Origin of the sequence: Streptomyces sp. YIM 121038 (genome assembly GCF_006088715.1) — a bacterium.
Classification (GTDB): Bacteria; Actinomycetota; Actinomycetes; order Streptomycetales; family Streptomycetaceae; genus Streptomyces.
Map to the genome: position 1 here is coordinate 6,037,681 of NZ_CP030771.1, position 13,019 is coordinate 6,050,699.

The window sequence follows — 13,019 nt, forward strand, 5'->3', positions numbered from 1 at the left end:
GCACGGGCCCGCACCCCGCCCGGGGTGCGGGCCCCTCGCGTGTCCGGGTGCGGGCCCCTGGTGTGCCCGGGGGCGGGCCGCGGCGGTGGCGCCGGGGCCGCGCTCCGTGTCCGCGGCGTTGCGGGACCATGTTGAACCGGCCAACAAGCTCAACTATTCACTTCTGTCTCATAGTTGAACAGATATCGTCCCCCTCGACATACTGCGTGACTCAGAGCTTTCACCTTTGAGGGGGAAACTTGCTCAGACAAGTGAAGAAAGCGAGACGACCGGTCACCGCGCGTCGCGCGGGCGCGGCCACCATCGCGGCCGCGGCGGCCGTGGCCCTTGCCGCGGGCATGACCAGCCCGGCCCAGGCGGGGTCCGGGTCCGCCGCAGCCGCGCAGGAGCGCGTCAGGACACCGGTGAAGCACCACGTCACACTCCTCACGGGGGACCGCGTCACGGTCGACGCCAAGGGGCGCGTCACCGGGTTCGCCCCCGGGAAGGGGCGGGCGCACATACCCGTGCGGACCACCCGCCTGGACGGCCACACGCTCGTCGTGCCGGCCGACGCCCAGCGCCTGATAGCCAGCGGCAAGCTCGACCAGCGGCTCTTCGACATCACCGAGCTGAGCAAGAAGAGCAGCCGGGCGTCCCAGAAGCAGGGCCTGAAGGTCATCGTCGCCTACAAGGGCGCGGCCGCCGGGGCCAGGGCCGACGTCCGGGACGCGGGCGGCACCAAGCTCCGCCGCTCCCTGAAGACGCTCAACGCCGACGCCGTACAGACCCCGAAGCGCGACGCCGCGAAGCTCTGGGACGCGCTCACCGCGGAGCGCGGCGCGGCCCGCACCACCGCGTCCGGCATCAGCCGCGTCTGGCTGGACGGCACCCGCAGGGCGAGCCTCGACAAGAGCGTCAAGCAGATCGGCGCCCCCAAGGCCTGGCAGGCCGGGTACGACGGCAAGGGCGTGAAGATCGCCGTCCTGGACACCGGTGTGGACGCCACCCACCCCGACCTCAAGGAACAGGTCGTCGGGGCGAAGAACTTCACCCCGTCGCCCGACGCCAAGGACCGCGTCGGCCACGGCACGCACGTCGCCTCCATCGCCGCGGGCACCGGCACGAAGAACAGCGCCTACAAGGGCGTCGCCCCCGGCGCGAAGGTCCTCAACGGCAAGGTCCTCGGCGACGAGGGCTCCGGCGACGACTCCGGGATCATCGCGGGCATCGAGTGGGCGGCCGCCGAGGGCGCCGACGTGGTGAACCTGAGCCTCGGCGGCGGCGACACGCCCGGCGTGGACCCGCTGGAGGCCGCGGTCAACAAGGTCTCCGAGGACAAGGGCATCCTCTTCGCGATCGCCGCGGGCAACGACGGGGCACCCGCCTCGGTCGGCTCGCCGGGCAGCGCGGACGCGGCCCTGACGGTCGGCGCGGTCGACGACAAGGACAAGCTCGCGGACTTCTCCAGCCAGGGTCCGCGCGTCGGCGACGGCGCGATCAAGCCCGACGTGACGGCGCCGGGCGTGGACATCACCGCCGCCGCGGCCCCGGGCAGCCAGATCGAGAAGGAGGTCGGGCAGAAGCCGGAGGGCTATCTGACGATCTCCGGCACCTCGATGGCGACGCCGCACGCCGCGGGCGCCGCCGCGCTGCTCAAGCAGCAGCACCCGACCTGGAAGTACACCGAGCTGAAGGGCGCGCTCACCGCGTCCACCAAGCCCGGCAAGTACACGCCGTTCCAGCAGGGTTCGGGCCGGATCGCCGTCGACAACGCCATCAAGCAGTCCGTGATCGCCGACCCGGTGTCGGTGAGCTTCGGCACCCAGGCGTGGCCGCACACCGACGACAAGCCGGTCACCAAGAAGGTCACGTACCGCAACCTCGGCAGCGCCGCGGTCACCCTCGACCTGGCCCTCACGACGGCCGACCCCAAGGGCAACCCGGCGCCCTCCGGCTTCTACAAGCTCGGCGCCAAGAAGGTCACCGTCCCCGCGGGCGGCACCGCCTCGGTCGACCTGACCAGCGACACCAAGCTGGGCGGCACCCTCGACGGCGCGTACTCCGCGTACGTGACCGCGAACGGCGGCGGCCAGTCCGTGCGCACGGCCGCCGCGGTGAACCGCGAGGTCGAGTCGTACGACGTGACGGTGAAGCACGTCGGCCGCGACGGTCAGGCCGCCACGGCCTACAGCTCGGCCCTCTTCGGCCTCTCCGGGCTCGCCGCCCAGCAGGACTTCGAGGTCTACGACCCGTCCGGCACGGCCAAGGTCCGCGTGCCCAAGGGCGGTTACGCCCTGGACGCCAGCGTCTTCGTCGACCCGCAGGACGCCGCCAAGGGCATCGACTGGGTCGTCCAGCCGAAGCTGAACGTCACCAAGGACACCACGGTGACCGTGGACGCGCGCACGGCGAAGCCCGTCGACGTGACGGTGCCCGCCGCCGACGCCAAGTCCGAGCTGGCGCTGCCGCTCTACGGCATCACGACCGACGCCGCCGACTTCGCCTCGGGCTGGTTCCTCGACTCCTACGCGGGCTTCCGCACCGCGCACCTCGGCCCGGCCGTCACCGACGGCTCGCTGCGGCAGAGCTGGGACGCGCGCTGGACCAAGGGCGAGAAGGCCGAGTACGACGTCGTGTCGGGCGGCAAGGTCAAGCAGTTCGCCACCGGCTACACCAAGCACTACAAGGAGTCCGACCTCGCCACGGTGAAGGTCGGCCTCGGCGCCGCGTCCAGCGGGAAGAAGGCCACGGTCGGCGCCCTCGGCTATCTGCCGGACAGCGATCTGAGCGTCGCGCTCGGCGTGCCGCAGAAGGCCCCGGGCACGCGCACCCTGTACGTCTCCGCGATCGACAAGGTCAAGTGGAGCCTGGAGTTCGAGCAGCTGGGGGCCGCGGGTGACGACGGCAGTCCGGTCTCCGACGCCTCGTACTCGCTCGGCGCGCCGCAGACCTTCACGGCGGGCAAGACGTACGAGAAGAAGTTCAACACGGCCGTCTTCGGGCCGCGGATCGGCGGCGAGTTCGGCGTCTTCCGCAAGGGCAACGAGATCTCCGGCTTCCTGCCGCTGTTCGCCGACGGCCAGACGCACGCGGGCAGCTCCCGCTACGCGTCGGTGAAGACCACCCTGAAGCACAACGGCACGCAGATCGGTGAGAACACCGACCCGCTGACCGGCGAGGCCTTCAAGGTGCCCGCGGGCGACGCGCAGTACCAGCTGTCGACCTCGGTCAAGCGCAGCGTGGCCGTGGCCGCGGCCTCCACGCGGATCGACGCGAGCTACTCGTTCCGCTCGAAGAAGACCACGGCCGTCACCAAGCTGCCCGTCTCCGGCGTGCGCTTCAACGCGGCCGTCGGCCTCGACAGCCGGGTGCCCGCGGGCGAGAAGCAGTCCGTGCCGGTGACGGTGCAGGGCGCGGCCGCCGGGGCGAACCTCAAGTCCCTGACGGTCTGGGTCAGTTACGACTACGGCCGCAACTGGAAGCCCGTCGAGGTCAGGAACGGCAAGATCTCGGTGAAGAACCCGGACGCGGGCAAGGGCATCTCCTTCCACGCCAAGATCAGCGACAAGAAGGGCAACAAGTCGACGCTGTCGATCTACAACGCGTACTACGGCAAGTGAGCCGGTCCCCGCGTGCGGCGGGGACGGCCCCTTCCTGAGGACGTGAGCTAGTCGCTCCGAGGCGCGGCGCCGAACGGACTGTCGATCACATATCGCCAGTATCCGTCGGCGCCGCGTCGTGCCACGTCCGTGGCCGTCGCGCGCACCTCGTCACCGATCTCCCAGTCCACGACGAGCAGCGCGACATCGCCGTCACCAGCGACGTGCACCTGTCGGGTGCGTACGGAGATGGGCAGGCCGAGGGCCAGGAACGGGGCGTTCTGCGCGGCGATCGCGGCGTCCCCGTGCACCGGCACGCCGGACTCCGGTACGAACGCGGCGCGCGGCTCGTACAGCGCGCGGACCGCCTCCGGATCACCGCTGTTGAACCGCGCGGCGAACGCGGCGGGCACGTCCTCGGCGCGCGTCGGCAGGGCGGGCGGAGGCAGGATGGGGGTGCTCGGCTCGGTCATGCACAGCACGGTAGGAGGCGCCCTCGTGGCTCACCGAACGGTAAGTCAGGCAGGTCAGGGCGTTCGCGGGGCGCGGCCCGGACTCCCCGACGATCCGCGCGCCCGGGTCACGGCGCCGAGTCCCGGCTGCCCCGTGGAGGTCACGCTCGCGGCCCTGCGGGGCCGCTGGACCACGCTCGTGGTGCGCGAGCTGCTCGCGGGTGACGTGTACGCGTATAGCGAACTCGCCGCCGCGCTACCGGAGTTGTCCGACAAGGTACTTGCGGAGCGGCTGGCACGGCTCACCGCCGCCGGCGTGGTCCGGCGCAAGCGGACGCCCGGCTGGCCGCCCACCGTCACCTATCGACTCACCCCGCACGGCAGGGAGCTCGGTCCGGTGCTCCAGGCCCTCTGGGACTGGGGCGCGGCCGCCGCCCTTGACGTCCCGGAAGAGGAAGCCGACCCGCCATGAGCGCGAGCCCCGCCCACACCGTCGAGTACATCCGCTACCGCGTGCCCGCCGAGCGCGCCGCCGAGTTCCTGTCCGCGTACACACGCGCCGCCGTGCCGCTGGCCGCGGCGCCGCAGTGCGTGGACTACGAACTCGCCCGCTGCGAAGAGGACGTCGAGCACTTCGTCCTGCGCATCACCTGGACCTCCACCAAGGACCACCTGGAGGGCTTCCGGTCCTCGGAGCACTTCCGGGACTTCTTCGCGCACGTCCGCCCGTACGTCGAGGACATCGAGGAGATGCGGCACTACGCGCCGACCCCGGTGCGCGGCACCGGCGCCTCGACGCCGACGCTGTACGCGTGGGCGGGCGGCGCGGAGCGCTTCGAGAAGCTCACGGAGGTCTTCTACGAGAAGGTCCTCGCCGACGACCTCCTCGCCCCGGTCTTCGCGGGCCTCGCGCCCGAGCACGCGGCGCACGTCGCGCAGTGGCTCGGCGAGGTCTTCGGCGGCCCGGCGGCGTACTCCCGCGCCCACGGCGGGCCCGACGGCTCGGGAGCGCACGCCCACATGGTCTCCAAGCACCTCGGCAAGGGCATCACCGAGCCCCAGCGGCGCCGCTGGGTGAACCTCATCCAGGACGCGGCGGACGAGGCGGGCCTGCCCACCGACGCCGAGTTCCGCTCGGCGTTCGTGGCGTACGTGGAGTGGGGCACCCGCCTGGCCGTCTACTTCTCGGGCCCCGACGCGGCCCGCCCCGCCGACCAGCCCGTCCCCGCCTGGACCTGGGGCGCGGCCCCGCCGTACCAGCCCTGACGCGGCGCCGGGGAGCCGTCAGCGCACCCCCGCCGGGGACTCCGCCTGCCAGCTGGCCAGGAGGCGGAGGGCCTCGGCGGAGGGGGAGCCGGGCTCGGCGTGGTAGGTGATCAGGGACTGCTCCGTGTCGTCGGTGAGCCGCATCGTCTCGTACGACAGCGTCAGCCGGCCGACCAGCGGATGCCGCAGCTGCTTGACGCCGTGCCCCTTCTCCCGCACGTCGTGCGCCGCCCACAGCCGCCGGAACGTGTCGCTCTTCACGGAGAGCTCCCCGACGAGGGCCGACAGCTGCGGGTCGTTCGGATAGCAGCCCGCGTCCATCCGCAGGAAGCTGACCATGTCGGACGTCTTCTGGTCCCACGTGTCGGCGAACAGCTCCCGCACGCCCGGGTCGAGGAAGACCAGCCGGGCCCAGTTCCGCTGCTCGCGCGGCAGCGCGCCCCAGTCGCCGAAGACGGCGGTGGCCATGCGGTTCCAGCCGAGGATGTCGGAGCGGCGCCCGCTGACGTACGCCGGGACGGTGTCCATCGCGTCGAGCAGCTGCTGCACCGCGGGCCGCAGCGTCTGCGTCGGCGCGACCCGCTTCCGCTTGTGCGCCGCGGGCTTGGCGAGGTGCGTGAGGTGCGCGTGCTCCGCGCTGGTCAGCCGCAGGGCGCGCGCGATGGCGTCGAGGACCTCGGCCGACACATTGCGGCCGTTGCCCTGCTCCAGGCGCGTGTAGTACGCCACCGAGACGCCCGCGAGCTGCGCCAGCTCCTCGCGGCGCAGCCCCGGGACCCGCCGGTGCCTGCCGTAGCCGGTCAGGCCGACGTCCTGGGGCTGGAGGCGGGCCCTGCGGGTGCGCAGGAACTCGCTCAGCTCGGCCCGGCGGTCCAGGCCCTCGGGTGCGGCGGCGTTCACGTCCATGTCTTCCAGTATTCCGGCGCGCGGCTGTGCGTACGCTCCTGAGCCTGATACCAGCAGTGGTACGCACACCGTGCGTAGGCACAGCGGAGGTCTGGGTGACCGCTCGCGCCGCTGCCAGGCTCGGTGGCATGACCGCACAGACAGCTCCGCAGACCACCACCCCGACCCCCGGGGCCCACCAGGTCCCGGCCTACGCCGCCCCCGCGGCCTCCGCGCCCCTGGAGCGCACCACCGTGCCGCGCCGCCCGGTCGGCGAGCACGACGTGCTGATCGACATCAAGTACGCCGGGATCTGTCACTCCGACATCCACCAGGCCCGTGACGGCTGGGGCGAGGGCATCTTCCCGATGGTGCCGGGACACGAGATCGCGGGCGTCGTCGCCGAGGTCGGCCCCGGCGTCACCAAGTTCGCGGTGGGCGACCGCGTCGGCGTCGGCTGCATGGTCGACTCCTGCCGCGTGTGCGACGCCTGCCGGGCGGGCCTGGAGCAGTACTGCGTCGAGGGCAACGTCCAGACGTACAACGCGCTCGACAAGAACGGCGAGCCCACCTACGGCGGCTACTCCCGGCAGATCGTCGTCGACGAGGCCTTCACGCTGCGCATCCCCGACGGCCTCTCCCTGGACGTGGCCGCGCCGCTGCTGTGCGCGGGCATCACCACGTACTCCCCGCTCGCGCACTGGAACGCGGGCCCCGGCAAGAAGGTCGCGGTCGTCGGGCTCGGCGGCCTCGGCCACATGGCCGTCAGGATCGCGCACGCGATGGGCGCGGAGGTGACCGTCCTGTCGCAGACCCTGCGCAAGAAGGACGACGGGCTCCGGCTGGGCGCCGCCCACTACTACGCCACCGCTGACGACGCCACGTTCGAGCAGCTCGCGGGCTCCTTCGACCTGATCGTCTCCACGGTGTCGGCGCCGCTGCCCTTCGACAAGTACCTGGGCCTGCTGAAGACCGACGGCGCCCTGGTGAACGTGGGCGCCCCCGAGGAGCCCGTGTCCCTCAACGTCTTCTCGCTCATGCTCCAGCGCAAGACCCTCGCGGGCTCCGCCATCGGCGGCATCCCCGAGACCCAGGAGATGCTGGACTTCTGCGCCGAGCACGGCCTGGGCGCGGAGATCGAGCTGATCAGCGCCGACCGGATCAACGAGGCCTACGAGCGGGTCCTGCGCAGCGACGTCCGCTACCGCTTCGTCATCGACGCCGCGACGATCTGATGCCGGACGGGCTGGAAGATCCAGCCCCTCCGGCGTTTGAGGAGCGGGGGTCTGGGGGCGGAGCCTCCAGTTCGGGAAGGGGTGGGTCTGGGGCGCCCCGCGAGGGCCCTCTGGTTCCGGGGGACTAGGACGCATGGCGCAGCGATGGCCGGGCCGGTGACGGATGCCGGTGGCGGCAGCCCGGCCGTAGCGTTCCGGGTGTCAGCACGACAGACGGCAGAGAGCCGGCGCCGGGGCGGCCCGGCCGGGCTCCGGAGGAGGTCCGCACGATGAGCATCGAGCTGAACCACACCATCGTCCACGCCGAGGACACGCAGGCGTCCGCGCAGTTCCTCGCCGACATCCTGGGGCTCCAGGTCGGCCCCCAGTACGGTCCGTTCACCCCCGTGGAGATCCCCAACGGCGTCACGCTCGACTACTACGAGGGCGACGGCGAACCGTTCGTGCCGCAGCACTACGCGTTCATGGTCTCGGAGCCGGAGTTCGACGAGATCTTCGGCCGCATCAAGGAGCGGGGCCTGACCTACTGGGCGGACCCGCACCACACGCGGGAGAACGCGATCAACACGAACGACGGCGGCCGCGGGCTCTACTGGGACGACCCCAACGGTCACAAGCTGGAGATCATCACCAGGCCGTACGGATCCGGGGACGCCTGACCGCCGTACGGGTCCGGGGACGCCTGACCCCGGGGGCCCGCGTGCGGGTCACTCCCCGTGCAGGAACGCGAGGACCAGGGGCGTCGCCACGTCCGCGAACTCCTCGAAGTACGCGTGCCGGGCGCCCGGGACGAGCCGCATCCGGGCGTCCGCGATCCGCTCGGCGAGCAGCGGGGCGTTGGCCGTCGGGTTGAAGGCGTCGTCGTCGCCGTGCACCACGAGCGTCGGCGCCTTGATCCGCAGCAGCGCGTCCCACGCGTCGTGGCGGGCGCTGGCCCGCAGATGACGCCGCCGGGCGTGCCCGGGCATCGTCGGATCCCCGAGCGTGGGGAACGCGGTGCGCCCCGCCGCCTCCTGCGCCGCCAGCCACGCGGGTGTGTACATCAGCTCCCGCAGGGCGCGCGCCGCCGCCTCCTGGTCCGGCTGCGTGAGGGCGCGCCGGACCTCGGGCCCGCGCTCCACGCCGTGCGGCGCCCCCGGTGAGGTGCACCCCAGGACGAGCCGGTCCACGAGGTCCGGCCGGTCGGCGGCGAGCCACTGGGCGACCCGCCCGCCCATCGACGTGCCGTACACGTGGGCCCGCTCGATCCCGGCGTCCGCGAGGACGGCCGCGACGTCGTCGGCGAACCCGCGCGTGCTGTACGAGTCCGTGTCCGGCCGGTCGCTCTCGCCGGTCCCGCGCCAGTCCGGCGTCACCACGGTGAACGCGGCGGCGAAGTCCGCCACGACGGGGTCCCACCAGCGCCGGCTGTTGGACTGCCCGCTCAGCAGGACCAGCGGCTCACCGGAGCCTTGCAGTGCGTAGGCGAGTCCGGTGCCGTCGTCGGCGAAGGCGAGGGGCATGACCTACCGCGCGGCTTCCGGCGCGGGGGCGATGCCGGTGGGGCAGGCCCGGCCCCAGTTCGTCGCGGAGGGGCTGCTCAGCTCGACGCCGGTGCCGCCGATGCCGCAGTACCCGTCGGGGTTCTTGTCCAGGTACTGCTGGTGGTAGGGCTCGGCGGGCCAGAAGGCGCGGTCCTCGGCGGGCAGCACCGTCGTGGTGATCGTGCCGAGGCCCGCGGCCGTGAGGACCTGCTGGTAGGCCTCGCGGGACGCGGTGGCCGTCTCCTCCTGGACGGGGGAGTGGGTGTAGACCGCCGAGCGGTACTGCGTGCCCACGTCATTGCCCTGGCGGAAGCCCTGCGTCGGGTTGTGCGACTCCCAGAAGACCTTCAGGAGCTCGGCGTAGGTGACCTTGGAGGGGTCGAAGACGACGCGGACCACCTCGGTGTGGCCGGTCAGGCCGGAGCACACCTCTTCGTAGGACGGGTTCTTGGTGAATCCGCCCTGGTAGCCGACCAGGGTCGTCCAGACGCCGTCCGTCTGCCAGAACTTGCGCTCCGCGCCCCAGAAGCAGCCGAGCCCGAAGTCCGCCACCTCCAGGCCCTCGGGATACGGGCCCTGGAGGGCGGTACCGAGGACGGTGTGCCGGGAGGGGACCTCGAACTCGGGGGTCTCGCGGCCCTTCAGGGCCTCCTCGGGAGTCGGGAGCACGGGGGTGCGGCCGAAGATCATCGGGTCCTCCTGGAGCAGGTGTCGGCGTGATGCTCAACGTCTGGGGGCGGCCGGGAATTCCTCGGCCGCCCCGGACAGTCCCTTCCGGGTCGGCCCGCCCCGGGCAGGCCCTAGTGCGGCAGCGTCGCCGGGCTGCCGCCATTGGCCTCGTAGCCCGCGACCGCCAGGGCGCGATACACCGCGTAGTCCGCCGCGGGGTCCCCGGAAAGCGTCCAGGGCAGCGCCCCCACGTGGCCGTCGACGAGCACCAGCTGGTGCATGGCCTCGCTCCAGCGCTCGCCGCGGACCAGGAAGAAGACCAGGAGGTGCCGGACGTGGGCCAGCATCGGGTCGTCGGGGCGGGCCGAGTGCACCGCGAACTGGGCGCCCTCGACGGCCTTGGTCACGACCTCGCTCTGGTAGAACCCGCGCACCATGTTGACCTCGGGCAGGTGCTCGTACACCGCGAAGAGGGGGAGCGCGGAGAGCAGCGAGCCCCGGGGCGCGCGGGCGGCGGCCGCCTCGGCGAAGGAGAAGGCCTCCTCGCGGGTGCCGTGCCACTTCTCGCACCAGTAGTGCAGCGCCGCCAGGTGCGCGCCCATGTGCGCCGGCGCGCGGTCCAGGATCTTCAGCCACACCTGCTCGAACTCCGCGCGCGGATAGGCGAGTCCGCGGGCGATGGACAGCTCGATGACGTACGGGATCGGGTCGCCGGGGGAGAGCAGCGCCGCCTGGCCGCAGGCCGCCCTGGCCTCCTCCAGGATGATGCGGAACTCGTCCGTCCCCGGGGTCGACGTGCGCCAGGCCTGCTGCACCAGGAACTCCGCGTGCACGGCCGCGCCGCCCGCGTCCTTCTCGGCCTCCGCGCGCCACACCCGCAGCCACTGGCCGCCCGGGGTGTCGCTGACCCCGCCGGGCCGCTGCTGCAGCTCCAGGGACGCGGCGCCCGCGAAGGCCTGCACGCGCTGCCAGCGCTGCTCGCCGTGCACCTCCGTCCCGGCGAGGAGCTGGGCGGCGCCGCGCCAGTCCTGGGTGCGCTGCACCAGGTCGAGCACCTCGACCAGGTCGGCGTCCGGTCCCGGCATGCGGATGTCCAGGTCCTCCTGGCGCGCGAAGCCGTAGTTCGCCGGGTCCGCCGCGTCCGGGGCGCCCGGGTGCACCTGGCGGATTCCGGCGCGCCTGCGCAGCAGGACCGGCCCGAGGACCGCCCCGATCATGACCACTGCCATCAGGACCCAGAGAATCTCCATGCCTCCAAGCGAACCAGACGTCTGTGACAATTGGCCAACCTGACCGTCCGCGCAGGCCAAACGGCTCGTGGCGGCCGCCCCGCCCGGCCCGCGGCGCCGCCTCGCACTACGCTCAGGCCGCATGAGTGACTCGCACAGCAGCCAGAGCTTCGAGACCGTAGCCATCCACGCGGGCAACACCGCCGACCCGCTCACGGGCGCCGTCGTCCCGCCCATCTACCAGGTGTCCACGTACAAGCAGGACGGAGTCGGCGGACTCCGCGGCGGTTACGAGTACAGCCGCAGCGCCAACCCCACCCGTACCGCGCTCGAGGAGAACCTCGCCGCCCTGGAGAACGGCCGCCGCGGCCTCGCCTTCGCCTCCGGGCTCGCCGCCGAGGACTGCCTGCTGCGTACGCTGCTCGCCCCCGGCGACCACGTGGTCATCCCCAACGACGCGTACGGCGGTACGTTCCGCCTCTTCGCGAAGGTCGTCGCGCGGTGGGGCGTGGAGTGGTCCGTCGCGGACACCTCGGACCCGGCGTCCGTACGAGCGGCCCTCACCCCCAAGACGAAGGCCGTCTGGGTCGAGACCCCCTCCAACCCGCTGCTCGGCATCACGGACATCGCCGCCGTCGCGCAGATCGCCCACGAGGCGGGCGCCCGCCTGGTCGTGGACAACACCTTCGCCAGCCCCTACCTCCAGCAGCCGCTCGCCCTCGGTGCCGACGTCGTCGTGCACTCGATGACGAAGTACATGGGCGGCCACTCGGACGTCGTGGGCGGCGCCCTGATCGTCAACGACGACGCCCTGGGCGAGGAGCTCGCCTACCACCAGAACGCGATGGGCGCGGTCGCCGGGCCCTTCGACTCCTGGCTGGTGCTGCGCGGCGTCAAGACCCTCGCCGTCCGCATGGACCGGCACAGCGAGAACGCGACCCGCGTCGCCGAGATGCTGACCAGCCACGCGCGCGTGACCAACGTCTTCTACCCGGGTCTCGACTCGCACCCCGGCCACGAGATCGCCGCCAAGCAGATGAAGGCCTTCGGCGGCATGGTGTCGTTCCAGGTCGAGGGCGGCGAAGAGGCGGCCGTGGAGGTCTGCAACCGGGCCCGCCTGTTCACGCTCGGCGAGTCCCTCGGCGGCGTGGAGTCCCTGATCGAGCACCCCGGCCGCATGACGCACGCCTCCGTGGCGGGCTCGGCCCTGGAGGTCCCGGCCGACCTGGTGCGCCTGTCGGTGGGCATCGAGGCGGTCGACGACCTCCTCGCGGACCTCAAGCAGGCCCTGGGCTAGTCCGGTCGCCCGGACAACCCGGCCGCCGCTCACGGGCTACCAGCGCGTGAGCGGCGGCGTCGTCCGCGACGGCGGCTCCACCCACGGCTGCGCCGTCGAGGCCCACACGGCGAAGGCCACCGCGGCCGCGAGCAGCAGCAGCCACAGCAGCCGCCGCACGGCCGTGCGGCGCCGCAGGGAGCGCGCGCCGCGCCGCACCGCCTCCGCGTGCAGCTCGGGCGGCACGGACGCGGGCGCCCCCGTGTCCAGGAGCCGTCGTACGGCCGCCTCACCGCGCTCCTGCTGACTCATGACGAGGCCGCCTCCCCCAGGGCCGGTACCGCGGGGGCGGGCCCCCGGGGCGGGTGCAGGACGGTGGCGACGGCGCGGGCGCTCACGGCGCGCACGCGCTCCGGCGGCAGCCCGAGCAGCGCCGCGGTCTGCTCCTCGGCGACGCCTTCGTAGAGACGCAGGACGAGAACGAGCCGCTCCAGGGGGGACAGCCGGGCGAGCAGCCCTCCGTGGCCGCGGTAGCGCCACCAGGCACCGCGCGCGTAGTGCACGGCCACGTGCGTACGGGTGCGGTCGTAGGGGTCCTCGCCCCGCATCCGGTCCCAGGAGGCGTACGTCGCGGCGAGCGCGCGGGTCAGCAGCGTCCGCGCGCGGGGGTTGGCGTCCGGCCGCTCACCGGTGAGCAGCGTGGCGGCATGCAGGAGACGCCCTGCCGCGCCCGCGACGAACGCCTGGAACTCCCGGGCGCGGCGGGCCTGTTGGGCGGCCTGCCGCTCTCGCACCGTGCCTCCCGCCGTCCGGCGTAGGGGGACCCGGTTTCATCTGAGGCCAGGCACGGCGCCCAGGTCAAGAGCCCGGCACGAGCGGAACCTCGCGCTCGGGCACCCGGGC

General features: G+C 72.8%; 13 protein-coding genes. 6 read left to right on the plus strand and 7 right to left on the minus strand.

Features of this window, described 5'->3' with window-relative positions:
- The first annotated feature begins 338 nt into the window (after window positions 1–338).
- The gene (locus tag C9F11_RS25955) at window positions 339–3,602 is read left to right on the plus strand and encodes a S8 family serine peptidase (RefSeq protein ID WP_138967001.1); all 3,264 of its coding nucleotides are present in this window, start codon (window positions 339–341) and stop codon (window positions 3,600–3,602) included.
- Window positions 3,603–3,649: 47 nt separating this feature from the next.
- Here the strand turns inward: C9F11_RS25955 and C9F11_RS25960 are convergent, their stop codons facing one another.
- Window positions 3,650–4,054: a nuclear transport factor 2 family protein gene (locus C9F11_RS25960; protein WP_138961510.1), complete on the minus strand. Its 405-nt coding sequence runs from the start codon at window positions 4,052–4,054 to the stop codon at window positions 3,650–3,652.
- Between the two features lie 25 nt (window positions 4,055–4,079).
- On the opposite strand from C9F11_RS25960, the gene C9F11_RS25965 reads away from it, so the two are divergent.
- Complete coding sequence (locus C9F11_RS25965; protein ID WP_249401892.1) at window positions 4,080–4,505, plus strand: helix-turn-helix domain-containing protein; 426 nt, start codon at window positions 4,080–4,082, stop codon at window positions 4,503–4,505.
- Window positions 4,502–5,299 carry an antibiotic biosynthesis monooxygenase gene (locus tag C9F11_RS25970; RefSeq protein ID WP_138961512.1) on the plus strand — a complete coding sequence of 266 codons (798 nt, stop codon included), beginning with the start codon at window positions 4,502–4,504 and terminating at the stop codon, window positions 5,297–5,299. Before C9F11_RS25965 ends, C9F11_RS25970 begins: the two co-directional genes overlap by 4 nt.
- An 18-nt stretch (window positions 5,300–5,317) precedes the next feature.
- Here C9F11_RS25970 and C9F11_RS25975 read toward each other — a convergent pair whose 3' ends face one another.
- Window positions 5,318–6,205, minus strand: a complete 888-nt coding sequence (locus C9F11_RS25975) for a helix-turn-helix transcriptional regulator (protein ID WP_138961513.1) — start codon at window positions 6,203–6,205, stop codon at window positions 5,318–5,320.
- Window positions 6,206–6,333: 128 nt separating this feature from the next.
- On the opposite strand from C9F11_RS25975, the gene C9F11_RS25980 reads away from it, so the two are divergent.
- Both C9F11_RS25980 and C9F11_RS25985 read left to right on the plus strand, forming a co-directional pair.
- On the plus strand, window positions 6,334–7,419 hold the full coding sequence (locus C9F11_RS25980; protein ID WP_138961514.1) for an NAD(P)-dependent alcohol dehydrogenase: 1,086 nt from the start codon (window positions 6,334–6,336) through the stop codon (window positions 7,417–7,419).
- Window positions 7,420–7,688: 269 nt separating this feature from the next.
- Window positions 7,689–8,078: a VOC family protein gene (locus C9F11_RS25985; protein ID WP_138961515.1), complete on the plus strand. Its 390-nt coding sequence runs from the start codon at window positions 7,689–7,691 to the stop codon at window positions 8,076–8,078.
- Window positions 8,079–8,126: 48 nt separating this feature from the next.
- On the opposite strand, the gene C9F11_RS25990 is transcribed toward C9F11_RS25985, so the two are convergent.
- From C9F11_RS25990 to C9F11_RS26000, 3 genes are all read right to left on the minus strand, one after another.
- Complete coding sequence (locus C9F11_RS25990; protein ID WP_138961516.1) at window positions 8,127–8,921, minus strand: alpha/beta fold hydrolase; 795 nt, start codon at window positions 8,919–8,921, stop codon at window positions 8,127–8,129.
- A gap of 3 nt (window positions 8,922–8,924) precedes the next feature.
- On the minus strand, window positions 8,925–9,632 hold the full coding sequence (gene msrA / locus C9F11_RS25995; RefSeq protein WP_138961517.1) for a peptide-methionine (S)-S-oxide reductase MsrA: 708 nt from the start codon (window positions 9,630–9,632) through the stop codon (window positions 8,925–8,927).
- A gap of 110 nt (window positions 9,633–9,742) precedes the next feature.
- Window positions 9,743–10,861 (minus strand): hypothetical protein, encoded by a 1,119-nt coding sequence (locus tag C9F11_RS26000; RefSeq protein WP_138961518.1) that lies wholly within the window; start codon window positions 10,859–10,861, stop codon window positions 9,743–9,745.
- A 121-nt stretch (window positions 10,862–10,982) separates the two neighbouring features.
- Here C9F11_RS26000 and C9F11_RS26005 point away from each other — a divergent pair, with 121 nt between their 5' ends.
- Window positions 10,983–12,137, plus strand: coding sequence for a cystathionine gamma-synthase (locus tag C9F11_RS26005; RefSeq protein WP_030668471.1), 1,155 nt, complete (start codon window positions 10,983–10,985; stop codon window positions 12,135–12,137).
- Between the two features lie 36 nt (window positions 12,138–12,173).
- Here C9F11_RS26005 and C9F11_RS48810 read toward each other — a convergent pair whose 3' ends face one another.
- Both C9F11_RS48810 and C9F11_RS48815 read right to left on the minus strand, forming a co-directional pair.
- Window positions 12,174–12,428, minus strand: a complete 255-nt coding sequence (locus C9F11_RS48810; RefSeq protein WP_138961519.1) for a hypothetical protein — start codon at window positions 12,426–12,428, stop codon at window positions 12,174–12,176.
- Complete coding sequence (locus C9F11_RS48815) at window positions 12,425–12,910, minus strand: sigma factor-like helix-turn-helix DNA-binding protein (RefSeq protein ID WP_138961520.1); 486 nt, start codon at window positions 12,908–12,910, stop codon at window positions 12,425–12,427. Before C9F11_RS48815 ends, C9F11_RS48810 begins: the two co-directional genes overlap by 4 nt.
- Window positions 12,911–13,019 lie beyond the last annotated feature (109 nt).